This window comes from Microbacterium sp. M4A5_1d (assembly GCF_053345465.1).
The window spans coordinates 503,653-525,198 of the sequence record NZ_JBKFAD010000003.1 but is presented as its reverse complement, the minus strand read 5'-3'; the positions used below and the strand labels follow the sequence as shown (position 1 = coordinate 525,198).

Here is a 21,546-nt window from a genome sequence, read left to right as displayed (position 1 = left end):
ATGCTCAATCCTGCCAGACGCCGTCGCCGGGTCAGCGTGAGACGGCCCGGCGGTCCGCCGCCCCGCGTCGGACGCGGCCGCGAACGCCCTCCCATCGGCCGGCGAATGCCGTCCATCCGTCTGCGATCCGGTAGTCATTGGCGCGGCGCACACCGATCGCGAGGCCGGCCAGAACGAATGCCCATCGCTGCCACGCCGGAAACGGGTGGCAGCGGTACACATACCCGACACCGCGCCCATAGGCACGCAGCTTGCGGCGGCTCTCGGCCCGTGTCAATCCGGCGGTCTCGTCGATGCCCCCGACCTCGGCCTCGTCGTCGTGCACCCAGCCGAATGTGGTGTCGATGTCCGGGCGTCGAGCTCGCAGCCGCATCAACAGGTCCGTTACTTCGCCTGCCTGCCAGGGCGTCGCAGCACCGGTGCCGATGCTCTCGTCGAAGCCGCGCAGATCGCGGAAGACGGGCAGCCGGATCACGAGCCCCATCTCGATGACGGACCAGACGTTGCGGTTGTCCAGCGGCGTGCCCACGGGCGGCAGATCGAATCGTGCGCCCGAGGGAGTTTTGACATGAACGGCCCCCGCGGTGGAGCTCGCGAGCGCCCGACGAATCGCGATGACGCTCCCAGCCGGAAACGTCGTGGTGTCGTTCGGGAACATGACCAAGGCATCATCGATGTCGTCCGCGCCCTCCCAGACGCCGGTATTGCGACCCAAGGATGCCCCGAGCGGCGAAGTCACGACACGCATGTCGCCCGATGATCGCGCCCGCCAGCGCGACGCGAGGGCGGCGACATCATCGACTCGACGCTGCGCCACGATGACCAGCCGATCGCCTGTCGCCAGCTGCCCGGCGACGCTCTCGAGTAGCCGCTCGAGCGATTCGATCCGGCCGAGCGTGGAGACTACGAGGAGGAGCCGAGGATCTTTCATTCCTCGCCGCCTTCGACCAGAGCGATGAAGCAACGACGCGTCCGTCGCGCCAGGAGCGCGGTCGACAGGGACTCCGTCACGGCGAACCCGACCGCCACCCCGAGGGGGCCCACGAGCCACGCGCCGACGAGCATGGCCGGCACGCCCACGATCGTTGCAGTGACCGTCGCCCACATGACGCTCTTCTGAGCTCCGGCTGGAAAAAGGACGTGGCGCGTCATGGAGGTGCGGAGCGAGTACATGGCGAACCCGATCCCCAACGCGAAACAGACGCCCATCGCGGCGCCGGCGCGTCCGCCGAAGATCAGGGCGGTAACGGGAGGTCCGGCCAAGCCCAGCACGATGGCGCCGAGAGCCCCGAAGCCGCCGTGCATCAGCAGCGCGACGCGCAGTCGTTTGCCTCGCTCGAAGCCGGATACCTCCGCTGTCCAGGACTGCAGGGCGTTGGCGAGCGTCAGAGGAAGGAACTGCCCGAGTTTGGCGAGCTTGTCGGCTGACGCGAATCCGGCGGCGGACGACCCCGACGAGATCGTGTTGACGAGCGGCATCGGCACCGAGGAATATGCGCCGAGCGCCCCGTCGTTCAGGGCGACGGGCGCTCCCAGGCGGAACAGTCCCGGTATCTCGCGCAACGGCGGCCAAGGCGACGGGTACCGCCGGAGGAGTCGCAGGGTGTACGCCGTTGTACCGATCAGCGTGACGAGGATACCGACGATCGGGTACACCTCGACCGGCACGCCGTTGACGATCGCGAGCATCGCCGCTACGGCGACCAGCAGGCGCGGGATCGCGTCGTAGAACAGGATCGAGCGTGGGTCGCCGACGCCGACCGCGAACCACGTGAAGGACAGCCCGATCAAGGCGCCTTGCAGCCCCATGAGCGACGCGAGCAGAGCGTGACCCGGCGCCGCCACCGCGGCACACAGGATGACGAGCAGCGGCAGCGCCACCAGGGACATGGCCAGTCGCACCACCACGGCGTCCCGATACAGGCGTCCCCGTCTGACCGAGTCAATGGTGCCGGCGATGAGCGCGGGGCCGACGGTGGTCCAGCCGTAGGCGACGGCGATCGCCGCGAACGTGCCCACCGATTCGCCGGCGATGGCGCTGGCCCAGCCGTCGTCGCCTGCGGAGCGAGACACCGCCGGCAGTACGACGAGGGGTGACACAGCGGCGATCGCCGGAATGAGCGTGAAGCCGAAGAGGCGCGCCCGCAGCGAGCTGATCTCAGCCACGCGGGTGCCTCGCTCCGGCGGTAGCGCGCAGCACGTCGGCCACGCCGAGCGCCGACGCATCCCAGGTGAAGCGCTCCGCCCAAGCGCGTCCGGCGGTGCGGCGTTCCTCTCGCTCCCCGGCCTCGAGCTCGAGCACGCGCGAGATCTCTCGGCCGAACTGCTGCGGGCTCCGAGCGTCGGCGTAGAACGCGTGCTCGCCCCCGACTTCCCGCAGGACGGGCACATCGTTGGCGACGACCAGGCAGCCAGCGCCGAGAGCATCCACGACGGGCAGACCGAAACCCTCGGTTAGTGATGGACAGGCATAGACCGTCGCCGCAGCGTAAAGCGCTCCGAGCTGCTCGTCGCTCACCCAGCCTGGGAGCACGACGTCGGACTCGAGACCGAGCGCGGCGACGGTTTCAGCGAGGGGGTCGTGATCGCCGCCGCCGACCACGACCGTTCGGGGGCGTAGGCCCGGCTCGATCGTCGCTATGGCGGCGAGCAGCCCCGCAAAGTTCTTGTGCGGCATACGGTTGCCTGCACTGAGGAGGAGCGGACGTTCGGTGTCGAGACCGAGGAAACGCAACGCCGGCTCGGGGTCGGCGATGCGCCGTGAGGGCGCGGTCCCGTTGTGGACGACGGTGATCCGGTCGGCGGCGAGCCCGAGGTGATGCGAGATGGCGGCGGCTGCCGCATCCGAGACGGTCAGGACACGGTCCGCGGTTTTTGCTGCCCGATCCATCAGCCACGCGGTGATGGATCGGGGGAGGCGCGCGATTCCTGTTCCGGGCACCTCGTGATAGATCACGTCGTGGATCGAGACGACGCGCGGGACGGCGCCGCGCGAAAGCGGTCCGAAGTTCGCGGGCGACCAGACAAGCTCGGCGCGGGCGCGGCGAGCCCGTCGACCGACGGCGAGGATCTCACCGAGAGCCCACGTGGCCCGGTCCGCGCCGACCCACCGGATCGTATCAACCCGCCCGGGGAAGAAGCGTGCGACTGCCGCCGCCCCGGATCGGCCGGTCAGGGCCACGAACTCGACGTCGGGCATGACGCCGGCGAGCCGCGGGAGAAGCTCCCGGACGTACGTCTCAGTGCCGCCTCGGCCGCCGGTGTACCCCAGAAGGTCGACGAGGATACGCATCCGCGATCAGCTTTCGATGACGGCTTCGGGTTTCTGCTCTCGGCGCGGGGTGGTGAGCACGCCGGAGAAGAAGCTCATCATGATGGTCTGGAACCCGAGGATGATGGTGAGCGCGCTAGGCACGGCGATCCGGACCGCCTGCGCGGCATCCTGCTGACCGAAGTCCGCGCTTCCCCACACGCTGACCTGCACGATCCCGATGACGATGCCGAGGAGGAACAGCGCGACGCCCGCGAGGAGGCCGCGCTCGGCGGACCATTTCGCGACGATGCGCCGATACCGTTCGCTGGTCGGCAGGAAGCCCTCCTGCGTCGCGTACAGCTTCGTCAACCAGAAGAATAGAAGGGCTTGGAAGCCCGTGACGCACAGCGCGCTCGCGTAGACCATCGTCGTGACGTCGAAGCCGATCCCGCCGATCTCCACGCCGCCGAAGGCGAGCACCGCGACCGCGATGGCACCGAGGAAGAACGCCACGAGGCCCGGGTAGACGAAGAGCCAGCGCGGTGCGAACAGGAGGAGGAAACGCAGGTGGCGCCAGCCGTCGTGCCAGCTGCGCAGGTGCGGTGGGCGCGACCGACCGTCCTTCTTCAGCGTGGTGGGGACTTCCTCGATCCGGTACTTCGCGAGAGAGGACTTCACCACCATCTCGGAGGCGAATTCCATACCGGTGGTCTGCAGGTCGAGCGCGCGGATCCGATCGCGGTTGAATCCGCGAAGACCGCAGTGGAAGTCGCGGACGTTGGGGCGGAAGAAGAGCTGACCGATGGTCGACAGCACCGGGTTGCCCAGGTACTTGTGCAGCGGCGGCATGGCACCGGGGGCGATGCCGCCGGCGAATCGATTCCCCATCACGAGGTCGGCGCCCGCTCGCAGGCGCTCGACGAAGGGCTCGAGGTTCTCGAAGTCGTAGCTGTCATCGGCGTCGCCCATGATGATGTAGCGGCCGCGGGCGTTGTCGATGCCGTTGATCAGTGCAGCGCCGTAGCCGCGGCGGCTGGCCGCGGCTACGCGTGCGCCCAGGCGGAGCGCGATCTCCTGCGAGCCGTCCGTGCTGCCGTTGTCGGAGATGAGGACTTCACCTGAGATTCCGGTGCGGGCGAGGAAACCCTGCGCCTTGCGGATGCAGACTTCGAGCGTCTCGGCCTCGTTGAGGCACGGCATGAGAATCGTCAGTTCGACCTCGGTGGACGGGGATGCAGCAGTCACAGAGTGTCTTCTTTCGTGTTCCGGGCGATGCGCCGCGGTGGTTCGAGGGCTTCGAGGATTCCCTCGACGGTACGGCGGATTGTGCGGGTCTCGATGGCGGAGTCGTACCAGGCGCGCGCGGTGCGACGAAGAGCGTCGCCGCCGTCGGCGACGGCGCTGATCGCGGCCGCCAGGTCGTCAGCCGACGCCGATTCGGCGACGGTGCCGTTGATTCCCGTCTCGACCAGCTCGGTGGCGGCATTGCCGGGGTCGGCGACGAGGACGACGGGCGTGCCGTGCGCGTTCGCCTCGACCACCACGAGGCCGTAGCCCTCGCGGCGAGACGGATTGATGACGCAGAGGGCCCCGTGCATCAGCTGGGCGAGTCGCTCCTCGTCGACGAATCCAGGGAACTCGGTCCACTCCTCGCCACCGGACTCCGCTACTGCGGCGCGCACGGCGTCGCCGCTCGGTCCGCGCCCGAGCACGACGAGGCGCAGGCCGGGAATCTGCCGGCGTGCCGCGGCCACGGCAGCGGGGAGCGTTTCGACCCGCTTGTCGGGGATGTGGCGTCCCACGTAGAGGACGTACGGCGGCTCGGATGCCGGGGTGACCGGGCCCGCTTCCACCGTGGCGTCGATGAGTCCTGGGCTGATGATCGGAGCCGATCGCACTCCTTCGTTTCGTAGCCGTGTTGCGCTGAGTCGCGAGTGGCAGGTCGCGAGCGGGGTGATCGCAATGGCGGCACGCTGCAGCACCCAGGCGATGGTGCCGGTGACCGTGCCGGAGTATTCGAGCCATTGGTGCCGCGGCCAGACCTCGAGGTAGTCGACGACCAGGCGGGTGCGCGATCCGAGCAGAGCGAGGCGGGCGGCGAACACGTTGAAGATCGGCAGTCCGCTCACGATGACCGCGCTGTATCGACGACGCCGACGCACGAGGGCCACGAACAGGCCGGCGGCGAATCGCAGTGCCGCAGGGATGCGTCGGACCCCATCGCCGGAATACAGAGAGAGGCGGCCGGTGATAGGAACAACGGTGAAAGCTTCGGGCAGCTCTGCATCATCTTCCCACTGCCGCGACGTGAGGTAGTCGACCTCGTCCCCGAGGGTCGCCAGCTCGTCCGCGAAGGCGCGGTATTGCCGCTCCCCGCCACCGGTGGTGAAGGGGAAGAGGCAGTCGTAGGCGACCGCGAGACGACGACGCGACGCCACGATCAGCAGCCTTCGATGCGGAACAGGCGTGCTTCGGGACCTTCCGAATCCACGAGCACAAGGTGACGACCCGGTGCGAGGTCCTGGATGCCGTCGTAGATCACGGCCTGCGACTGGTCCATGACGTCCTGACGTCCGAAGTCCAGGACATAGTCGATTCCGAGGTCGTCGATCGTTGAGCAGACGGCCGGGTCGGTGTCGATGTTCCGCAGGTGCGAGTTGAGGTAGACGAGTTCGGGGGAGGGAGATCCGAAGATGTGCCGCTGGGTCACTTCGCGATCGGACAGTGCGAGCGCGAGCGACGCGCCCGTCCGCGGGCTTCCGATGATGAGCGCGTCCTCGCTGGTCTCCTCCGGGACCCGATCGAGCAGAGCTCGTTCGTCCGAGGTGAGAAGGACGGAGTCGTCTGTGTAGGCGTAGGCCTCACGAACCTGCGAGAGCGCGATGCGGGTGTTGGGGCCGACGGCCACCGAGAAAACCGCGATCACCGCGACGACGAGGGCGAGGACGCGTGCCCAGCTCGGCGCGGAGAGCCGCGCGAGGGCTCGGCGCCCCGCGTCGTAGATCCCGAGTGCGCCGAGGACGGCGACCGGGATGGCGGCCATCGGCAGCAGAGCCGCGAGACGGTTCGAGTCGTTGTACCAGGGATTGGTGAGGAACTCGCGGAGCGGGTGGTCGATGCGCAGACCCGAGGCGACGGCGAACAACAGCACGGCCACCGCGAAGGGCGCGAGCAGAGGGAGCGACATCGGCCGTCGCGCCGCCACGACCGCTCCGGTCACGAGGAGAACGGCGATCACGATGGTCGGCGTGTATCCCCGAGGTGAGGCCAGCGCTGCCTCACCGAACGCCTGCGCGAGGTTCTGCCAGGGCTTCCATCCCGAGTGCTCAGCAGAGGTGCGGAAGACCGACCACGTCGCGACGCAGACCAGCGCGAAGCCCACCGTGCTTGCCGCGAGCGTCCACCACCCGCGCCGTGACCGTGCCGTGATCGCGCGTGCCAGGAGGGTGCTCAGGACCGTCGCGGCGGAGAAGGCGAGGAGGGCCAGGAAGGCGTTCGGGTGTCCGAGAAAGACGCCACCGGCGAGGAGAGCCACGAGGAGCACCGCCCGAACGACCCCAGCGGTCTTGCGCTCGCCGAGCGCGAGGACCACGGCGGCGAGCCCGGCGGGCGCCATGGCGTAACCGACGAGATTGGGGTACAGGACGCCCCAGTTGAGGAAGAGTGCGGGGAACGCGCCGAAGCCTGTCGACAAGGCCGCGGCGGTGACGTAGGCGGCTCGGCGACGGTGGAACATCGCGCCGACGAGGGCCATGATCGAGGCGGGCCACAGGATTGCGACAAACCCGAGGTTCGCGGCGTTGATGCCCTCCGGAACGGTGACGCCGTTGAGCTCGACCACGAGCGTCGTGATGGCATGCCATGCGTTGGGGTAGCCGCCGATGTCCGAGGTGGCGCCGATCTGGAACGGCGACGCACTGCCGTTCTTCACGGCGAGGGCGATGGCGTTGAGATGCACGATGTTGTCGAACCGCTGGGCGATGTTCTCCGGGCCGCCGAAGGCGCGTGCGAACAGGATGCCGAGTCCCGCGGCCGCCGCCGCCAGTGCGCCGGCTGCGGTGAGCAGCGTGCCCCGGGACGAGGGCGCGTCGTCGCTTCCCGCGAAACGGCGCAGCACGAGACCGATGGCCGCGACGACGACGGTGACGATCGCGAGGGGGATCAGACCCCAGCGCAGACCGACGAGCGGGGCGACCGTCGCGGCGACGGCGGCAATCGTGACCGAGACAGCCGGAGCGAGGAGCCAGCGCGAAGGGTTGCGCACGCCCCAGCCGGCCGCCATCACGATGCCGCCCGGGACGATCAGGAGGAGCGCGGCGACGAGGATCGACGGAAATATGCTGATCCAGCTGTCCATTCGATCCCGACTCCGTCACTGCGACAATTCGACATGCCATCGTAGCCGACGCCTTCAACGGGCTTTCCCACGCTTTCCTCAGGCCCGCGGAATGCGTCGCGTAGGATCGATGACGCCCCGCCCCCGGGGGCGCCCATTCGCTTGCCCCGAAACGAAAGCGTTCGCCCCATGGACCTCCTCATCGTCGGCTCCGGCTTCTTCGGCCTCACCATCGCCGAGCGTGCCGCGGCATCCGGTCGCAAGGTGACGGTCATCGACCGCCGCCACCACATCGGCGGCAACGCCTACACCGAGAACGAGCCGACCACCGGCATCGAGGTGCACAAGTACGGCGCTCACCTGTTCCACACCTCGAACGCGACGGTGTGGGAGTACGTCAACCGCTTCACGCAGTTCACGAACTACGTTCACCGCGTCTACACGACCCACAAGGGTGTCGTGTACCCCCTGCCGATCAACCTCGGCACGATCAACCAGTTCTTCCAGGCGGCGTACACGCCCGGTGAGGCCCGTGACCTGATCCAGGAGCTCGCGGGCGAGTTCGACCCGAAGCAGGCGAACAACCTCGAGGAGCGCGCCATCGGTCTGATCGGCCGTCCGCTGTACGAGGCGTTCATCCGGGACTACACCGCGAAGCAGTGGCAGACCGACCCGAAGGAGCTGCCGGCCGAGATCATCTCGCGGCTGCCGGTCCGCTACACCTACGACAACCGCTACTTCAACGACACCTGGGAAGGCCTCCCGGTCGACGGCTACACAGCCTGGCTCGAGCGCATGGCCGACCACCCGAACATCGAGGTGAAGCTGAGCACCGACTTCTTCGACGAGTCGCAGCTGCTGAACAAGAAGGCGACCGTCGGCCAGGTGCCGATCGTCTACACCGGTCCCGTCGACCGGTACTTCGACTACACCGAGGGCGAGCTGTCGTGGCGCACGCTCGATTTCGAGCAGGAGGTCCTCGACATTCCGGACTTCCAGGGCACGAGCGTCATGAACTACGCCGACGCCGATGCGCCGTACACCCGCATCCACGAGTTCAAGCACTTCCACCCGGAGCGTGCCGACCGCTATCCGACCGACAAGACCGTCGTCGTGCGGGAGTACTCCCGCTTCGCGACCCGGGCCGATGAGCCGTACTACCCCGTGAACACCGCCGACGATCGCGCCGGACTGCTGGCGTACCGCGATCTCGCGAAGGGTGAGCAGGAGGTGCACTTCGGCGGACGCCTGGGCACCTACCAGTACCTCGACATGCACATGGCCATCGGCTCTGCGCTGTCGATGTGGAACAACCACCTCGCGTGAGGTCGTCGAGGGGTTCGTTGACGACCCGTCTGCGCGACGCGCCCAGCCCCGCCGCGGACGCGGATCGCTGGGGATACCGCGCCGACATCGACGGCCTCCGCGCCGTCGCCATCGTGCTGGTCGTGACCTACCACGTGTGGCTCGGGCGCGTTTCGGGCGGGGTCGACGTCTTCCTGATGCTGTCCGCCTTCTTCCTCACGCGGACGTTCCTGCACCGCATCCATACCGGCGCGTCACCGGACATCGCGCGCAGGCTCGTCGGGACGTTCCGGCGGCTCCTTCCCGCTGCTGCCGTGACGCTCCTGTTCGTCCTTCTGCTGGCACGCGTGCTCTATCCCGCCACGATGTGGCGGTCGCTCTGGGAGCAGACGTGGGCGTCCCTGCTCTACGTCCAGAACTGGGTCCTGGCCGCAGACGCGGTGGACTACTACAACCGTGGCGAGGCACCCAGCCCGCTCCAGCACTTCTGGTCGCTCTCCGTGCAGGGTCAGGCATTCGTGCTCTGGGCGGTGCTCTTCGCCCTCTGCCTCCTGGTCATGCGGCGCTTCCGGCGGTCTCCGGACGCGGTCGTCGCAGTGGTCTTCGGCGCGGTCTTCGTGATCTCGTTGGGATACTCCGTCGTGCGTACGGATGCCGCTCAGCAGCTGGCGTACTTCGACACGGGCGCTCGCCTGTGGGAGTTCGCTGCGGGATCGTTGCTGGTCGTCGCGCTCCCGTACCTGCGGCCCGGGCCTACGGTGAGCGCCGTCCTCGGGTGGGTTGGTATTGGTGGACTCCTCGCCTGCGGCGTGCTGCTCGACGTCGAGGGTGGGTTCCCCGGGTACCTCGCCCTCTGGCCCGTCGTCTGCGCCGCGATGATCGTGATCTCGGGAACCGGTGACGCGGGGCGCGGCCCCGCCCGATTCCTCGCGTCGCGACCGCTTCGACTCGCCGGTCGCGACGCTTACGGCCTCTACCTCGTGCACTGGCCGATCCTCGTCACGTGGCTCGTCGTGCGCGAGCGCACGGAGGTCGGAGCGTTGGGTGGCGTGGCGATCGTCTTGGCTTCCCTGGTAGGCGCGCGATTGCTGACGTTCGCGGTGGATCACCCCGTACGACAGTGGCGACGCTCGGAACGCGGCGTCATGCCCTCCGTCGCGGTCGTCGCGGTCGCCGCTTTGGTCGTCCTGGTCCCCGTCGGCACATGGCAGGGTTTGACCGCGTACCGAGAGCAGCGGATCGCGGAGCAGCAGCTGAGCGCGAACCCCGGGGCGCACGTGCTCTTCGACGATGAGGTCTCCGAACCTGACCCGGAGCTGCCGATGATCCCGCTAGCGACGGCGATCGAGGACGAATGGGTGCAGCTCGAACTGGAGTGCAGCGGGGTGCGCGCAATCACCGACGACATCCTGCACGGCTCCTGCTTCGAGATGCCGGGCACTCAGCGAGCGAGCGAGCTGATCGCGGTGATCGGCGACTCGCACGCGCAGCAGATGACCGCGGCGCTCGTGCCGATCGCGGAGCAGCGCGGCTGGGGCGTCATCACTCTCGTGCGTGGTGGCTGCGCCATGGGCCTCGATGACCCCGGCTTCGATCCCGAGTTCTGCCCGCAGTGGCGCGAAGCGGCGATCCGCCACGTGGAGGCGATCAAACCGTCGGCGGTCATGACCATCGTCACCGCCGCTGATGCGAGCGACGAGGACGAGCGCCTCCGGCCGGGCATCGAGCGCTTCATCGACCGGATGGACGCAGCCGATGTCCCGATCATCGCGGTGCGCGACAACCCGCGGTTCGGTTACGACATGTTCGGGTGCGTCATCGAATCTGACGACCCGGAGGGGTGCTCCATGCCGCGCGGTAGCTCGCTGGCGGTCGCCAATCCGGCGCGCATCCTGCAGCGCGAGAGCATCACGCATGTCGACCTGACGGAGTGGATCTGCCCGGATGACGTTTGTCCCGCCGTCGTCGGCAATGTCGCCGTGTATCGAGATGACAACCACCTCTCCAGCTCCTATGCGCGGACCCTCGCGCCGGTGCTGGAGACCCAGCTGGGGGAGGGCTGGTGAGTCCGTCCCTCCGCGGGTGGTTCACAGAAGCGCGGCTGTATTCTTTCCCGGTGTGCCTGGCGTACAGAATGGAACAACCCTCGTGACTGAAACCGCTGATACACGCTACGCGCGACTATCTTCGCTGCCGCTGGCCCCGATCGCGGCCAGCTCGGGCTTCTGGTCCTCGGCACGCGCGGTCGTTGCGCACCGGCAACTCCTCGGTCTCCTCGTCCGCCGCGACATCAAGGCGCGTTATAAGGACAGCGTGCTGGGCCTGCTCTGGGTTCTCATCAACCCGATCGTCCAGCTCACGGTCTACTACGTCGTCATGGGCCAGTTTCTCGGCGCGGCTCGCGGCATCCCCGACTTCGCGATCTACATCTTCTCGGGCCTAACGGTCTACGCGTTCTTCTCGGAGATGCTCTCCGGGTCGACCGGATCGATCGTCGCCAATTCCGGGCTGGTGAAGAAGGTGTATGTGCCGCGCGAGATCTTCCCGCTCGCGAGCGCGGGCTCGGCGATGTTCACGTTCTGCGTGCAGCTGCTCGTTCTGATCGCCGCCTGCCTGATCCTGGGTGCGCCGCCGATCTCCGGCGGCATCGTGTACTTCCTGCCCGCGGTAGCACTCATCATCGTCTACGGGCTCGCGATCGGTCTGCTGTTGTCGGCCTTGAACGTGTACCTGCGCGACGTGCAGTACCTCACTCAGGTCGTGCTCATGCTCGCCATGTGGGCCTCTCCGATCGTGTACGCGTGGACCATGGTCAATTCCGTGTTCCAGCAGTTCCGGTTCCCCGGATGGCTGCTCGAGGTCTACACGAACAGTCCGCTCACCCTGGCCGTCCTCGGCTTCCACCGGGCGTTCTGGGTGTCCGGGACCCCGGCGGACTATCCACCTCATCTCGCGCTGCGGATGCTCGTCGCATTCGTTGTCGGTCTCATCCTTCTCTGGCTGTGTCAGCGCGTGTTCGCGCGTCTGCAGGGCAACTTCGCACAGGAGCTGTAATGGACGTCGTTGACATCGAACCCGGCACGGGTCATCCCGAGATCGTCGTCGTGGATGACGTCTCCAAGCACTTCGTAATCCGTCGGGACAACTCGTTGAAGGAACGCGTGGTGACCTTCGGGCGTCAGGGCCGCGTGCACCGCGAGAAGTTCGACTCTCTGAAGAATGTGTCGTTCTCCATCCCCGCCGGTACGTCGATCGGTCTCATGGGCCCCAACGGGTCCGGAAAGAGCACGCTGCTGAAGATCATCGGCGGCATCATCGACCCCTCATCCGGTTCGGTACAGCGACGCGGGCGGATGGCTGCCCTCCTCGAGCTCGGCGCCGGCTTCCACCCCGATCTCTCCGGGCGGGACAATGTCTATCTCAACGCATCGATCCTCGGACTCTCACGGGCGGAGACCGATGCGCAGTTCGACAGCATCGTCGCATTCGCTGAGATCGGCGATTTCATCGATACGCAGGTGAAGTTCTACTCGTCCGGCATGTACGTACGTCTGGCTTTCGCGGTGGCTATCCATACCGATCCTGACCTCCTCCTCGTCGACGAAGTGCTTGCGGTCGGGGACGAAGCGTTTCAGCGCAAGTGCATGGACAAGATCCGGCAGTTCCAGGACGAGGGCCGCACCATCATCCTCGTGTCGCATTCGGCCTCGCAGGTCATGGAGGTGTGCGATCGCGGCGTCGTCCTCCACAACGGCGAGCTCGTGTTCGCTGGTACCGCAGCTGAGGCCACGAAGATCCACCGTGAAGTGCTGGAAGGCAAGCGCAAGAGCGCGGCCGAGGACGACGAGGGTAATGCAGAAGGCGACGCGCCGGCGTCGTCTCGTATCCTCGAGGTAACGGTGACCGACTCTGAGGGCCGCCCGGTGCGTGAGGCGCCTCGGGGTGATGACCTCCTGATCAACGTCAGACTCCAGCACACGGTCGCCGTTGACCGCTGGCATACCAGCGTGAGCGTCGACACCCCGCAGGGGCAACAGGTGTTCGGAACGGGCACGAGGCGCAACGAAGCACCGCACATGCCGACTGGACCAGGTGAATGCGTCGTGTCGTATCGGCTACGCTCGCCCGCGTTCGCTGGCGGACAGTACTTCGTCAACGCGGAGGTTGCTGATGGCGCCGGTTCCCCTGTCGACGTGATGTGGCAGGGCGCGACATTCTTCGTGCCGTTGGAGTTCAGGCAAACGGGTACAGTGCTTGCTCAGGCTGATATCTCGGTATCCTGAGTCACCCGAGGGAACAAGGAAGGCTCAGCTACGGTGAACGTGTGACCTCACCTAGCACTCCGCAGACGGAGCCAGCGTTCCATACGTCGAGCCTCGTCGTCTTCACCTCACTGTTCGGCCGCTACGACTCACTCCTCGATCAGCCGGTGGCCTCGGACAGCCAGGCTCGGTTCGTCTGTTTCACCGACGATCCCGACCTGACGAGCGACACGTGGGAGATTCGTGTCGTGCAGCCGGCGTTCGCGGCCGATCCGGTCCGAAGCGCGCGTCTGCACAAGATCCTCGGTCCCGGGAACGACCTCGAATATGACGTGAGCCTCTACATCGACGCGTCCGTCCGTCTAAAGGTGACGCCGGAGGAACTCGTTGCGGCGTGGCTCCCAGACGATGCCGACATGGCGCTGCCGACGCACAGCTATCGCGACAACCTCATCGACGAGTTCGACGAAGTGATCCGCCTCAACTACGACGATCGCGCTCGGGTTTACGAGCAGCTTTCGGATTATGCCAGGACCCTTCCCGACGTTCTCGATGCGCGACCCCACTGGACAGCGCTCCTCATACGTCGGCGCAACGAGCGAGTCGCCGCTGCCATGCGCGTCTGGGCCGACCACGTCCTGCGATACTCGCGCCGGGACCAGCTGTCGGTCATGGTCGCCCTCGACGGTGACATCGACTATCGCGGTGTTGCTATCGACAATTTCGATTCCCGGTTCCATCAGTGGCCGATCATAGAAGGACGTCGCGTGCAGCAGGGCAAGGCGCCTGCGCTTCCTGCCGGACCGCTCGCTGCGGACCTGCGTCGCGCGGTGCGCCGTATCGCCGAGCTCGAGTCCCGTCTGATCGAAGCCGGCGGAGAAGGTCTCGACCGTGCGGCGGGTCAGATCGAAGAGCTCAACCTGCAGATCGAGGACCTCAAGCTGCAGATCGAACAAGGGACCCAGGAACGCGCGCGGATCGAGCTGCGACTGGACAATAAGACGCGAGAGGCGGTCCTCGCGTCGGAGCGGGTGCGTGAACTCGAAGAGCGCCAGGGAACGCCTGGGCGGCTATTACGCCGCCTTGTGCCACTTCGGTACCGGCGATGAGTCCCGACCCGTCAGCACGTAAACTCGTCGGGTGAGTCCCGCCGTCGTCGGCGCCCCCGGATCGCCGCGGCGCTACCTCCACTCTCTGTGGCTGCTGTCGGCGCGCGACCTGCGGGTGCGGTACTCCACGAGTGCGCTCGGCTACCTGTGGTCAGTGCTCGACCCGCTCGTGATGAGCGGGATCTACTGGTTCGTCTTCACGCAGGTCTTCCATCGGGACGTCGGTGAGAACCCGTACATCGTCTTCCTCATCACCGCGCTGCTGCCCTGGGTGTGGTTCAACTCGGCGGTCACCGATTTCACGCGCGCCTTCAATAAGGACGCGCGGCTGGTGCGGTCGACTTCCATCCCTCGCTCGATCTGGGTGGGACGCATCGTCTTGAGCAAGGGCATCGAGTTCCTCTTCTCACTCCCGGTGCTCGCGATGTTCGCGATCTTCGGAGGTGCCACGGTCAACGTGGCGCTCCTGCTCTTCCCGGTGGCCGTCCTGCTGCAGGTGATCCTGCTGCTCGGGCTCGGGCTCATCGTCGCCCCGCTCTGCGTCCTCTGGGGCGATCTGGAGCGCACCACGCGGCTCGTTCTGCGTGCCCTCTTCTACGCGTCGCCGATCATCTACGGCGTCGCCGACCTCCCGGGCGTTTTCAAGGAGATAGGCGCATTGAACCCGCTGGCCGGCATCTTCACGCTCTACCGCGTCGGCTTCTTCCCCGACCAGTGGGACACGCTGTCGGTGATCGTCGGGGCCGTCACCAGCATCCTGGTCTTCGGCCTCGGTCTTCTCGTCTTCTCACGTCTCGAGCGCCCGGTGCTGAAGGAGCTGTGATGTCCGGACTCGCGATCGAGGTACGCGACCTCGGCGTCCGATTCCGCCGCAATCGACGCGGCAGACGCAATCTGAAGGACCTGTTCGGCGGTGCCTCCCGTCGCAGTCGCCCGGGCGAGTTCTGGGCCCTCCGGGGCGTCTCGTTCTTGGTTGAACCGGGCGAGTCGATCGGCGTCGTCGGGCGCAACGGGCAGGGCAAGTCGACGCTCCTCAAGCTCGTCGCCGGCGTCCTGCTGCCGGATGAGGGTCGTGTGGAGGTGCACGGCGGCGTTGCACCGCTCATCGAGATCACGGGCGGATTCGTGGGAGACCTCACCGTGCGCGAGAACGTGCGCCTCACAGCAGGCCTGCACGGGATGTCGAAGGCCGAGGTCAACCGCCGTTTCGACGACATCATCGACTTCGCGGAAATCTCCGACTTCGTCGACACGCCCTACAAGCACCTGTCGAACGGCATGAAGGTCCGCCTCGCGTTCTCGGTGGTGTCGCAACTCGACGAGCCGATCCTGCTCGTCGACGAGGTGCTCGCCGTCGGCGACCGTGCGTTCCGCGCGAAGTGCTACAAGCGCATCGATGAGCTGCTCGCCGAGGGGCGGACGCTGTTCTTCGTCAGCCACAACGAGAAGGACCTGCGTCGCTTCTGCACGCGGGGTCTCTACCTCGACAAGGGCTCACTGGTCCTCGATGGTCCGATCGGCGACGTGCTCGACCGGTACAACCAGGACCACAACGGCGGAGCCTGAGGCTCAGCGCTCGGCCGGGTCGAAGATGCGCTTCCACGACTCGGGGGACGTCAGCTGCTCCATCGCGCGACGGTAGCGCCGTGACAGCTTCGGCCAGTCGCGCTCGAGCTGCGCGTGCAGTCGCAGGCTCTCGCGCAGCATCCGCCGGAAGGCCGCCCGGTCGCGGGTGTAGATGTTCTTGCCCGACCCGTCGGCCGCGCTCACCAGGGCGCTGTCATAGCGGGGAAGACGCCACCACTGCGCGTCGCCCTTGCCGAACTCCACCTCGGGCTGAGCGACGTTCTCAGGGCGAGGGGCGTGCAGCCAATGCGACGCGAGAGTGGACAGCGTGAACCAGCGCAGCTTGAGGCCCGTCGGGCTGTCGAATGTGTGGCGGGGCAGACGCTTGAAGACCTGGCGGCCCTTGCGCGAGCGGAGCGGGACGCCGGTGTCCCGATGGATGACCGTCTCGGGGAACTCTTTCTGGAGAGCCCGCGCGGCGGGCATGGCCGTCGCGATCCCCGCCGCCATGTGCTCGGGCCCCGAAAGGATGTCGCGCAGTGCGCGATGACGCAGCTCGACGGGGTAGTACTGCATCATCATGAGGTGCTTGAGGTCGAGCCGGCGGCTGTGTCGCAGGAGCGTCCCGCCCCGCGGGCTGTTCGAGTGCAGCAGTGCCGCGACGATCCGGTTGCGCGCGTGGAAGTAGGCCTGCCAGTCGATCGAGTCGTCCTTGCCGACCCACGACACGTGCCAGAGCGCGACCCCGGGCATCGAGACGGTCGGGAACCCGGCGTCGCGGGCTCGCAGGCAGTACTCGGCATCGTCCCACTTGATGAAGGCGGGCAGAGACAGCCCGACCTGGCGGATGATCTCGACCGGGATGAGGCACATCCACCAGCCGTTGTAGTCGGCGTCGAGCCGCATGTGCAGCTCGGGTGACTGGCGCAGGTTCGCCACGGAGAAGTCGTGCGGCATCTTCTCCTGCTGCAGCGTGCGCCACATGAACGGCTCGTCATCGACGACCTCGGCCCAGGCGTGGAGCTTCGGGCGATCGAGCAGGTCGAACATGTGGGCGCCGACGATCGTCGGCGTCGTCGCGTACCGGCCGAAAACGATCGACCGGCGGAGCGACTCGGGCTCGATGCGGACGTCGTCGTCGAGCAGCTGGACGAAGTCGCTGTCCGGCCGCTGCAGGGTCTCGTGCATTGCGCGAGCAAAGCCGCCCGAGCCGCCGAGGTTTGGCTGCGTGATGATCTGAAGCGTGTCGCCGAGACTGTCGGCGACGTCGGAGAAGTCGTGCTGAGCGTCGACGCGGTCCGTTCCCTGGTCGATAAGGAAGATGCGATCGACCAGTTCGAGCACGTCGGGCGCCGCATCGAGGGCGCGGAGGGTCGCGACGCAGTAGTCGGGCTTGTTGTAGGTCGTGATGCCGAGCGAGGCCTTGCCCGAGCGGGCCGGCTCCTGCTCGGTCGTCCATTCCGCGCCCAGGAACCGGGCGTCCTCGCGGTCGGCTGCGATGTCGAACCAGATCCATCCGCCGTCGCTGTACTGATTGAGGCTGAGGTCGAACGTGCTCGTCGCCTGGCCGTTGACCTCGCGAGTCTCCAGTCGCTGGCGGGTGCCGCCGCCGTTGGAGCGGTAGACGAGGACGGTGGCCGGGCCCTCGGTTCGCACCGTGAGGGTCACGTCGCGGACCGGGGTCCAGTGCTGCCAGTACGAGGCCGGGAAGGCGTTGAAGTAGGTGCCGAACGACACCCGCCGCCCGCCCACGATGCGCGCCTCCGAGCGGCCGAGGATGTTCGACAGCTGAGCCCGCGACGACACGCGCACGGGCTCCTCGTCGATCTCGGTCCACGTCTCGGGATCGACGTAGAGCGGGAGGAGGTCGGGGTCGTGCTCGAGCGGGAGGACGGCGCGCTGCAGCAGGTGAGGCATGGTCTGTCTTTCGTCAGGGACGGGCCGGCTGATCAACCAGCGGCTGCATCGGCTGCCACGTGCGGTCACGGGCGATACGCCGGCCGTCGCGGAGGCCGCGGAAGAGATTCGAGGTGCCTCGCACGGTGCGCTCGACGAGGAAGAGCCGGATGAGCTCCTTGCCGAAAGTCAGCGTCGTCCCGAGGCCGAACAGCACCGGGTTGTAGACGCCCTTCGTCCGGTAGTACTGCTTGATGTGCGCCCGGTTGCGCATGATGTAGTACCGGTAGGCGTCGCTCGAGGCGTTCATGTGGCGGATGCCCATGTCCCACTGGCGGATCTCACGCGTGCGGCGCAGGACGAATTCGTCGACGATGACCGACGTCGTGATTCGCGAGGCGAGCCAGCCGTAGAGCTGGTCGTCCCAGTAGATGAAGAAGCGCGGGTCGGGCAGTCCGATGCGGGCGACGATGTCGCGGTGGATGAACATGCCCTCGAAGCAGCCGGAGTTCATCTCCTTGTACCCGGACTCGCCGAAACCGGCGGGCGCGAAGGGGATGGGGATGCCCATGCGTTCGGCGATGCGGTACTGCCAGTAGAACTCGCTGCCGTCGTAGTCGTACCGGCGACCCTGGATGCTGCGGAACCGCGGCGCCCAGCGTCCCATCTTGGCGAGCCCGTCGGGCAGCACCTCGACGTCGTCGTCCATGAGCCAGATCCACTCGGACCCCAACTCATAGGCCACGCGCACGCCTTCGCTGAATCCGCCGGATCCGCCGGTGTTCGTCTCGAGGCGCCGGTACACGAGCTCTGTGCCCAGTCGATCCCGGAACGACTCGACGACCGCGGTCGTGTCGTCTGTCGAGGCGTTGTCGATGATCACCACGCGCCCGGGCTTCGGGTCCATCCGGACGACGCTCTCGAGCAGCCGCGACAGAAGCGCGGAGCGGTTGAAAGTGACGACGGCGATGGTCGCCGATGTCGGGTCGAAAACCTGCGCGCTCACCGGCCCGATCCTACCGTGCGATGCCGTGCGTTCCCGTCGAGGTGTCGTCGGGCAGCGCGGGGGCGGGCGATCCCGGCCGCGCGCCGTCGCGGATGTTCTCGCGCCACGACTTCGACTGCCCGGCTCGCAGCGCGCAGAGGACGAGCATCAGCCAGCCGTACCCGTGCAGCGGGAAGCTCTCGAACAGGGCGTCGACGAGGACCGTCACGAGGATGAGGGGAGTCCAGGCGTAGAGGATCGACCGGCGTTCGCTCGCGACGAGCCACGCGCGTCCCAGTGCCAGTCCGGCGAAGGTGATGAAGATGAGGAGACCGACCCACCCGAGCTGGAGCACGACGTCGACGTACGCGTTCAGCGCCGAGTTGTGGCGGTCCCCGAGCGCGAAGTTGATCGCGTTGAAAGGGAAGTCGGTGCGCGACCATGGCCCGAACCAGCCCCATCCGCGCACCGGCTCAACGCGGACGAACGAGGCGACCTGGTCCCACAGCTCGGCCCGGATCGAGAAGTCCGTCCCGGCTCCGATCCACGCGATGATGCGCTCGCGCAGCAGATAGCCGACCATCGCGCTGACGATCACGGTGGCACCGAGCACGGACTGTACGGTGCGTCGGAGTGCGTGTCGGGTGCGTCGCACGAGGCCGAGGGCCGCCGTCGCGACGGCCGTGGCGACGGCGAGGACGAGGACGGTGGGGGAGTCGGAGAGGGCGGCGAGGAGCGCGGCCAGCACGGCCGAGAACAGCGAGACACCGGTCCGCACCGACACCGTGCGCCACTCGATGTAGAACGTGATCAGTGCCAGGACCGCGATGAAGCCGAGGGAGTTGCGGGTGCCGAAGATGCCCTGAACCGGGCCGAGAGCGGCGATGTCCCCTTCGATGCCGAGGAAGGTGAACGGCATGTCGAAGAACACACCCGAGAGCAGCTCGAGCAGGAGCGACAGCATCAGCAGCACCCGGAAGACGTCGGCCAGCGCGCGGACCGTCTGCAGGGTGTCGCGCGTGTTCGCGATGACGACGGCGAGGAACGCGATCGCCGCGAGGGCGAGCCAGCCGCTGACGGTCCCGGAGGTGTCCGTCGTCCACGTGACACTCGCGAGGGCCCAGCCGAGGAACAGCACGAGGGTCGACGGGATGAGGCGCACGAGGGTGAACTCGCGACGGCGGACCAGCAGCACGGCCGCGCCGACCGCGCACAACCCCGCGATCACGGTGAACCAGGTGACCCGGCCCGCGGTGCGGTCGACGAGGTGCTGAGCGAACACCGCGGCGATCGCCGTGTGTGCGAACGCCTGCGCGAACGCCGCGGAGTCGAGGGTGCGGACGACCCAGGAGGCGGACAGTCCGGGCGGAGTCGTCACGCCACGCCTTCGACGGGCGTGCCGCGCTCGATCGGAGCACCGCCCTCGAGGGGCCACGCGGCAGCGAGTGTCGAGCGACGCCGGACGGGTGTGCCGCGAACGGAGGCGGGGGCCTGCTTGATGGCGAAGGCGAGCATCACGAGCAGGAACCATCCCCAGTTCAGCAGAGGCGACGACTCGGTGATGCTCTGGACGAGAAGGATCGTCGCCACGAGCGCGGGGATCAGCAGGAGGCGCGACCGCGGTTCCCGCTGGGCGCCGGGGCGGGGGATGCGGCCGAGCGCCAGGAACCATGCGCGCCAGGTGAAGGCGCCGAGGGCGACGGCGAACAGCACCACGCCCACCACCCCGAGCTGCATGGCGACGTCGAACCAGGTGCTGTGCGCTTGCATCACCGTGACGCCGCGGTCGACGATCCAGCCGTCGAAGAAGGGATCCGTGGGCACCCACGGCACCGAGTAGCCCCAGCCGATGATCGGGCTCTCGGCGAATCGCTCGCCCACCGTCGCCCAGATCTCCTTCCGACCGCTGAGGTCGGAGGAGCGTCCGAGCATCTCGAACAGAGCTTCGCGGACGAGCCACAGGGTCGTGATGAGGGCGACGCCCGTGACGGTGAAGACGATGTAGAGGATGCGGCGGGTGCGCGCTGTGCGCGCGCGTCGCATGAGCAGGACGACCACGATGACGATCGCGATGGCGATCGCGCACATCGCGGCAGTGGCCGACGAGCCGCGCCAGAAGCAGAAGGCCGCCAGCAGCGTCCACACCACCAGCGGGCCCCGGCGGCCGGCGCGGGTGTTGATCTGCAACCCGAAGACGACGAGTCCGAGCAGCGCGATGTAGGCGAGCGAGTTCGCGTTGCCGAAGATCCCCTGGATGCGGTCATCCGTGAAGAGCTTGTCGCGAGACCAGAACATGATCGGGTCGCCCGTGAAATCGGGCCCCGGGCGGACGAAGCCCGGGAGGATCGGCCCGCGCCAGATGAGCGAGACCCACAGCTCGAAGGCCAGGGAGAGCGCCAGCATCCACTTCACCGCCGCGGCGATCGCCTCGATGATCTGACGTCCCGTGAGGACGGACGCGACGAAGATGGCCTGCGCGGTGGTCGCGAGCAGCAGCGCCAGCGTCATGGCGGTCGCGCGCGGCCATTCCGTCCACAGCAGCGAGAGCACCGCCCACCCGACGTAGGCCAGGGCGAACCACGGCAGTCGGCGCCAGCGGCGGCGGGGTCGCTGAATCAGCCAGATCGCCGCTGACACGGTGGTCGTGACGGCGACCACGACGGCCGAGCCGCCGACCCCGATCGCCATGAGCCAGGCCGTGCCCGCCATCGACGAGGCGATGATCAGGGTGCACCAGGCTCGCACGAGCCGGAGCGGGAGGCGCCGCGGCGATGAGGTCGTCGCCGCATCCGTTCCGGATTCCCCGCGCGTATGACTGGCCATGATGCTCTCAG

The 21,546-nt window shown here is 67.5% G+C and carries 17 protein-coding genes; 7 read left to right on the top strand and 10 right to left on the bottom strand.

From position 1 onward, the window contains the following. Window positions 1–31: 31 nt before the first annotated feature. Genes ACLBWJ_RS14390 through ACLBWJ_RS14365 form a run of 6 tightly spaced genes read right to left on the bottom strand, consistent with a single transcriptional unit; the run spans window position 32 to window position 7,610 of the window. Window positions 32–931 (bottom strand): glycosyltransferase family 2 protein, encoded by a 900-nt coding sequence (locus tag ACLBWJ_RS14390; RefSeq protein ID WP_447660599.1) that lies wholly within the window; start codon window positions 929–931, stop codon window positions 32–34. Further along, window positions 928–2,166, bottom strand: coding sequence for a lipopolysaccharide biosynthesis protein (locus ACLBWJ_RS14385; protein ID WP_274178887.1), 1,239 nt, complete (start codon window positions 2,164–2,166; stop codon window positions 928–930). The genes ACLBWJ_RS14390 and ACLBWJ_RS14385 overlap by 4 nt, the downstream gene beginning before the upstream one ends. Then, window positions 2,159–3,292 (bottom strand): glycosyltransferase family 4 protein, encoded by a 1,134-nt coding sequence (locus tag ACLBWJ_RS14380; RefSeq protein ID WP_447660598.1) that lies wholly within the window; start codon window positions 3,290–3,292, stop codon window positions 2,159–2,161. The genes ACLBWJ_RS14385 and ACLBWJ_RS14380 overlap by 8 nt, the downstream gene beginning before the upstream one ends. A gap of 6 nt (window positions 3,293–3,298) precedes the next feature. Then, window positions 3,299–4,498 carry a glycosyltransferase family 2 protein gene (locus ACLBWJ_RS14375; protein ID WP_269267845.1) on the bottom strand — a complete coding sequence of 400 codons (1,200 nt, stop codon included), beginning with the start codon at window positions 4,496–4,498 and terminating at the stop codon, window positions 3,299–3,301. Next, window positions 4,495–5,691 carry a glycosyltransferase family 4 protein gene (locus tag ACLBWJ_RS14370; RefSeq protein ID WP_447660597.1) on the bottom strand — a complete coding sequence of 399 codons (1,197 nt, stop codon included), beginning with the start codon at window positions 5,689–5,691 and terminating at the stop codon, window positions 4,495–4,497. Before ACLBWJ_RS14370 ends, ACLBWJ_RS14375 begins: the two co-directional genes overlap by 4 nt. Before the next feature lie 2 nt (window positions 5,692–5,693). Further along, complete coding sequence (locus tag ACLBWJ_RS14365; RefSeq protein WP_447660596.1) at window positions 5,694–7,610, bottom strand: DUF6541 family protein; 1,917 nt, start codon at window positions 7,608–7,610, stop codon at window positions 5,694–5,696. Window positions 7,611–7,778: 168 nt separating this feature from the next. Between ACLBWJ_RS14365 and glf the strand changes: the two genes are divergently transcribed. The 7 genes from glf to ACLBWJ_RS14330 all read left to right on the top strand — a co-directional run bounded on the left by glf (window position 7,779) and on the right by ACLBWJ_RS14330 (window position 15,831). Continuing rightward, window positions 7,779–8,915 carry a UDP-galactopyranose mutase gene (gene glf, locus ACLBWJ_RS14360; RefSeq protein ID WP_447660595.1) on the top strand — a complete coding sequence of 379 codons (1,137 nt, stop codon included), beginning with the start codon at window positions 7,779–7,781 and terminating at the stop codon, window positions 8,913–8,915. A 17-nt stretch (window positions 8,916–8,932) separates the two neighbouring features. Beyond that, entirely contained in the window at window positions 8,933–10,960 is a 2,028-nt protein-coding gene (locus tag ACLBWJ_RS14355) for an acyltransferase family protein (RefSeq protein WP_447660594.1), read from the top strand. A gap of 82 nt (window positions 10,961–11,042) precedes the next feature. After that, on the top strand, window positions 11,043–11,948 hold the full coding sequence (locus ACLBWJ_RS14350) for an ABC transporter permease (RefSeq protein WP_447660593.1): 906 nt from the start codon (window positions 11,043–11,045) through the stop codon (window positions 11,946–11,948). After that, window positions 11,948–13,177, top strand: a complete 1,230-nt coding sequence (locus tag ACLBWJ_RS14345) for an ABC transporter ATP-binding protein (RefSeq protein ID WP_447660592.1) — start codon at window positions 11,948–11,950, stop codon at window positions 13,175–13,177. The genes ACLBWJ_RS14350 and ACLBWJ_RS14345 overlap by 1 nt, the downstream gene beginning before the upstream one ends. Before the next feature lie 41 nt (window positions 13,178–13,218). Beyond that, window positions 13,219–14,265 (top strand): glycosyltransferase domain-containing protein, encoded by a 1,047-nt coding sequence (locus tag ACLBWJ_RS14340; protein ID WP_447660591.1) that lies wholly within the window; start codon window positions 13,219–13,221, stop codon window positions 14,263–14,265. A gap of 31 nt (window positions 14,266–14,296) precedes the next feature. Then, window positions 14,297–15,088 (top strand): ABC transporter permease, encoded by a 792-nt coding sequence (locus ACLBWJ_RS14335; RefSeq protein ID WP_447660590.1) that lies wholly within the window; start codon window positions 14,297–14,299, stop codon window positions 15,086–15,088. Continuing rightward, on the top strand, window positions 15,088–15,831 hold the full coding sequence (locus ACLBWJ_RS14330; RefSeq protein WP_447660589.1) for an ABC transporter ATP-binding protein: 744 nt from the start codon (window positions 15,088–15,090) through the stop codon (window positions 15,829–15,831). The genes ACLBWJ_RS14335 and ACLBWJ_RS14330 overlap by 1 nt, the downstream gene beginning before the upstream one ends. Before the next feature lie 3 nt (window positions 15,832–15,834). Here ACLBWJ_RS14330 and ACLBWJ_RS14325 read toward each other — a convergent pair whose 3' ends face one another. From ACLBWJ_RS14325 to ACLBWJ_RS14310, 4 genes are read right to left on the bottom strand one after another with little or no spacing between them, the layout of a single operon-like run. Beyond that, the gene (locus ACLBWJ_RS14325; protein WP_447660588.1) at window positions 15,835–17,748 is read right to left on the bottom strand and encodes a glycosyltransferase; all 1,914 of its coding nucleotides are present in this window, start codon (window positions 17,746–17,748) and stop codon (window positions 15,835–15,837) included. Between the two features lie 13 nt (window positions 17,749–17,761). Continuing rightward, entirely contained in the window at window positions 17,762–18,733 is a 972-nt protein-coding gene (locus ACLBWJ_RS14320) for a glycosyltransferase (RefSeq protein WP_274178874.1), read from the bottom strand. Window positions 18,734–18,743: 10 nt separating this feature from the next. Then, on the bottom strand, window positions 18,744–20,090 hold the full coding sequence (locus ACLBWJ_RS14315; RefSeq protein WP_447660587.1) for an O-antigen ligase family protein: 1,347 nt from the start codon (window positions 20,088–20,090) through the stop codon (window positions 18,744–18,746). Continuing rightward, window positions 20,087–21,535, bottom strand: coding sequence for an O-antigen ligase family protein (locus ACLBWJ_RS14310; RefSeq protein ID WP_114588529.1), 1,449 nt, complete (start codon window positions 21,533–21,535; stop codon window positions 20,087–20,089). The genes ACLBWJ_RS14315 and ACLBWJ_RS14310 overlap by 4 nt, the downstream gene beginning before the upstream one ends. Between the last annotated feature and the right edge of the window lie 11 nt (window positions 21,536–21,546).

Coding starts and splice junctions, on each gene's coding strand:
- ACLBWJ_RS14390 (WP_447660599.1), bottom strand. CDS start 931: ATGAAAGATCCTCGGCTCCTCCTCGTAGTCTCCACGCTCGGCCGGATC.
- ACLBWJ_RS14380 (WP_447660598.1), bottom strand. CDS start 3,292: ATGCGTATCCTCGTCGACCTTCTGGGGTACACCGGCGGCCGAGGCGGC.
- ACLBWJ_RS14365 (WP_447660596.1), bottom strand. CDS start 7,610: ATGGACAGCTGGATCAGCATATTTCCGTCGATCCTCGTCGCCGCGCTC.
- glf (WP_447660595.1), top strand. CDS start 7,779: ATGGACCTCCTCATCGTCGGCTCCGGCTTCTTCGGCCTCACCATCGCC.
- ACLBWJ_RS14345 (WP_447660592.1), top strand. CDS start 11,948: ATGGACGTCGTTGACATCGAACCCGGCACGGGTCATCCCGAGATCGTC.
- ACLBWJ_RS14330 (WP_447660589.1), top strand. CDS start 15,088: ATGTCCGGACTCGCGATCGAGGTACGCGACCTCGGCGTCCGATTCCGC.
- ACLBWJ_RS14325 (WP_447660588.1), bottom strand. CDS start 17,748: ATGCCTCACCTGCTGCAGCGCGCCGTCCTCCCGCTCGAGCACGACCCC.
- ACLBWJ_RS14310 (WP_114588529.1), bottom strand. CDS start 21,535: ATGGCCAGTCATACGCGCGGGGAATCCGGAACGGATGCGGCGACGACC.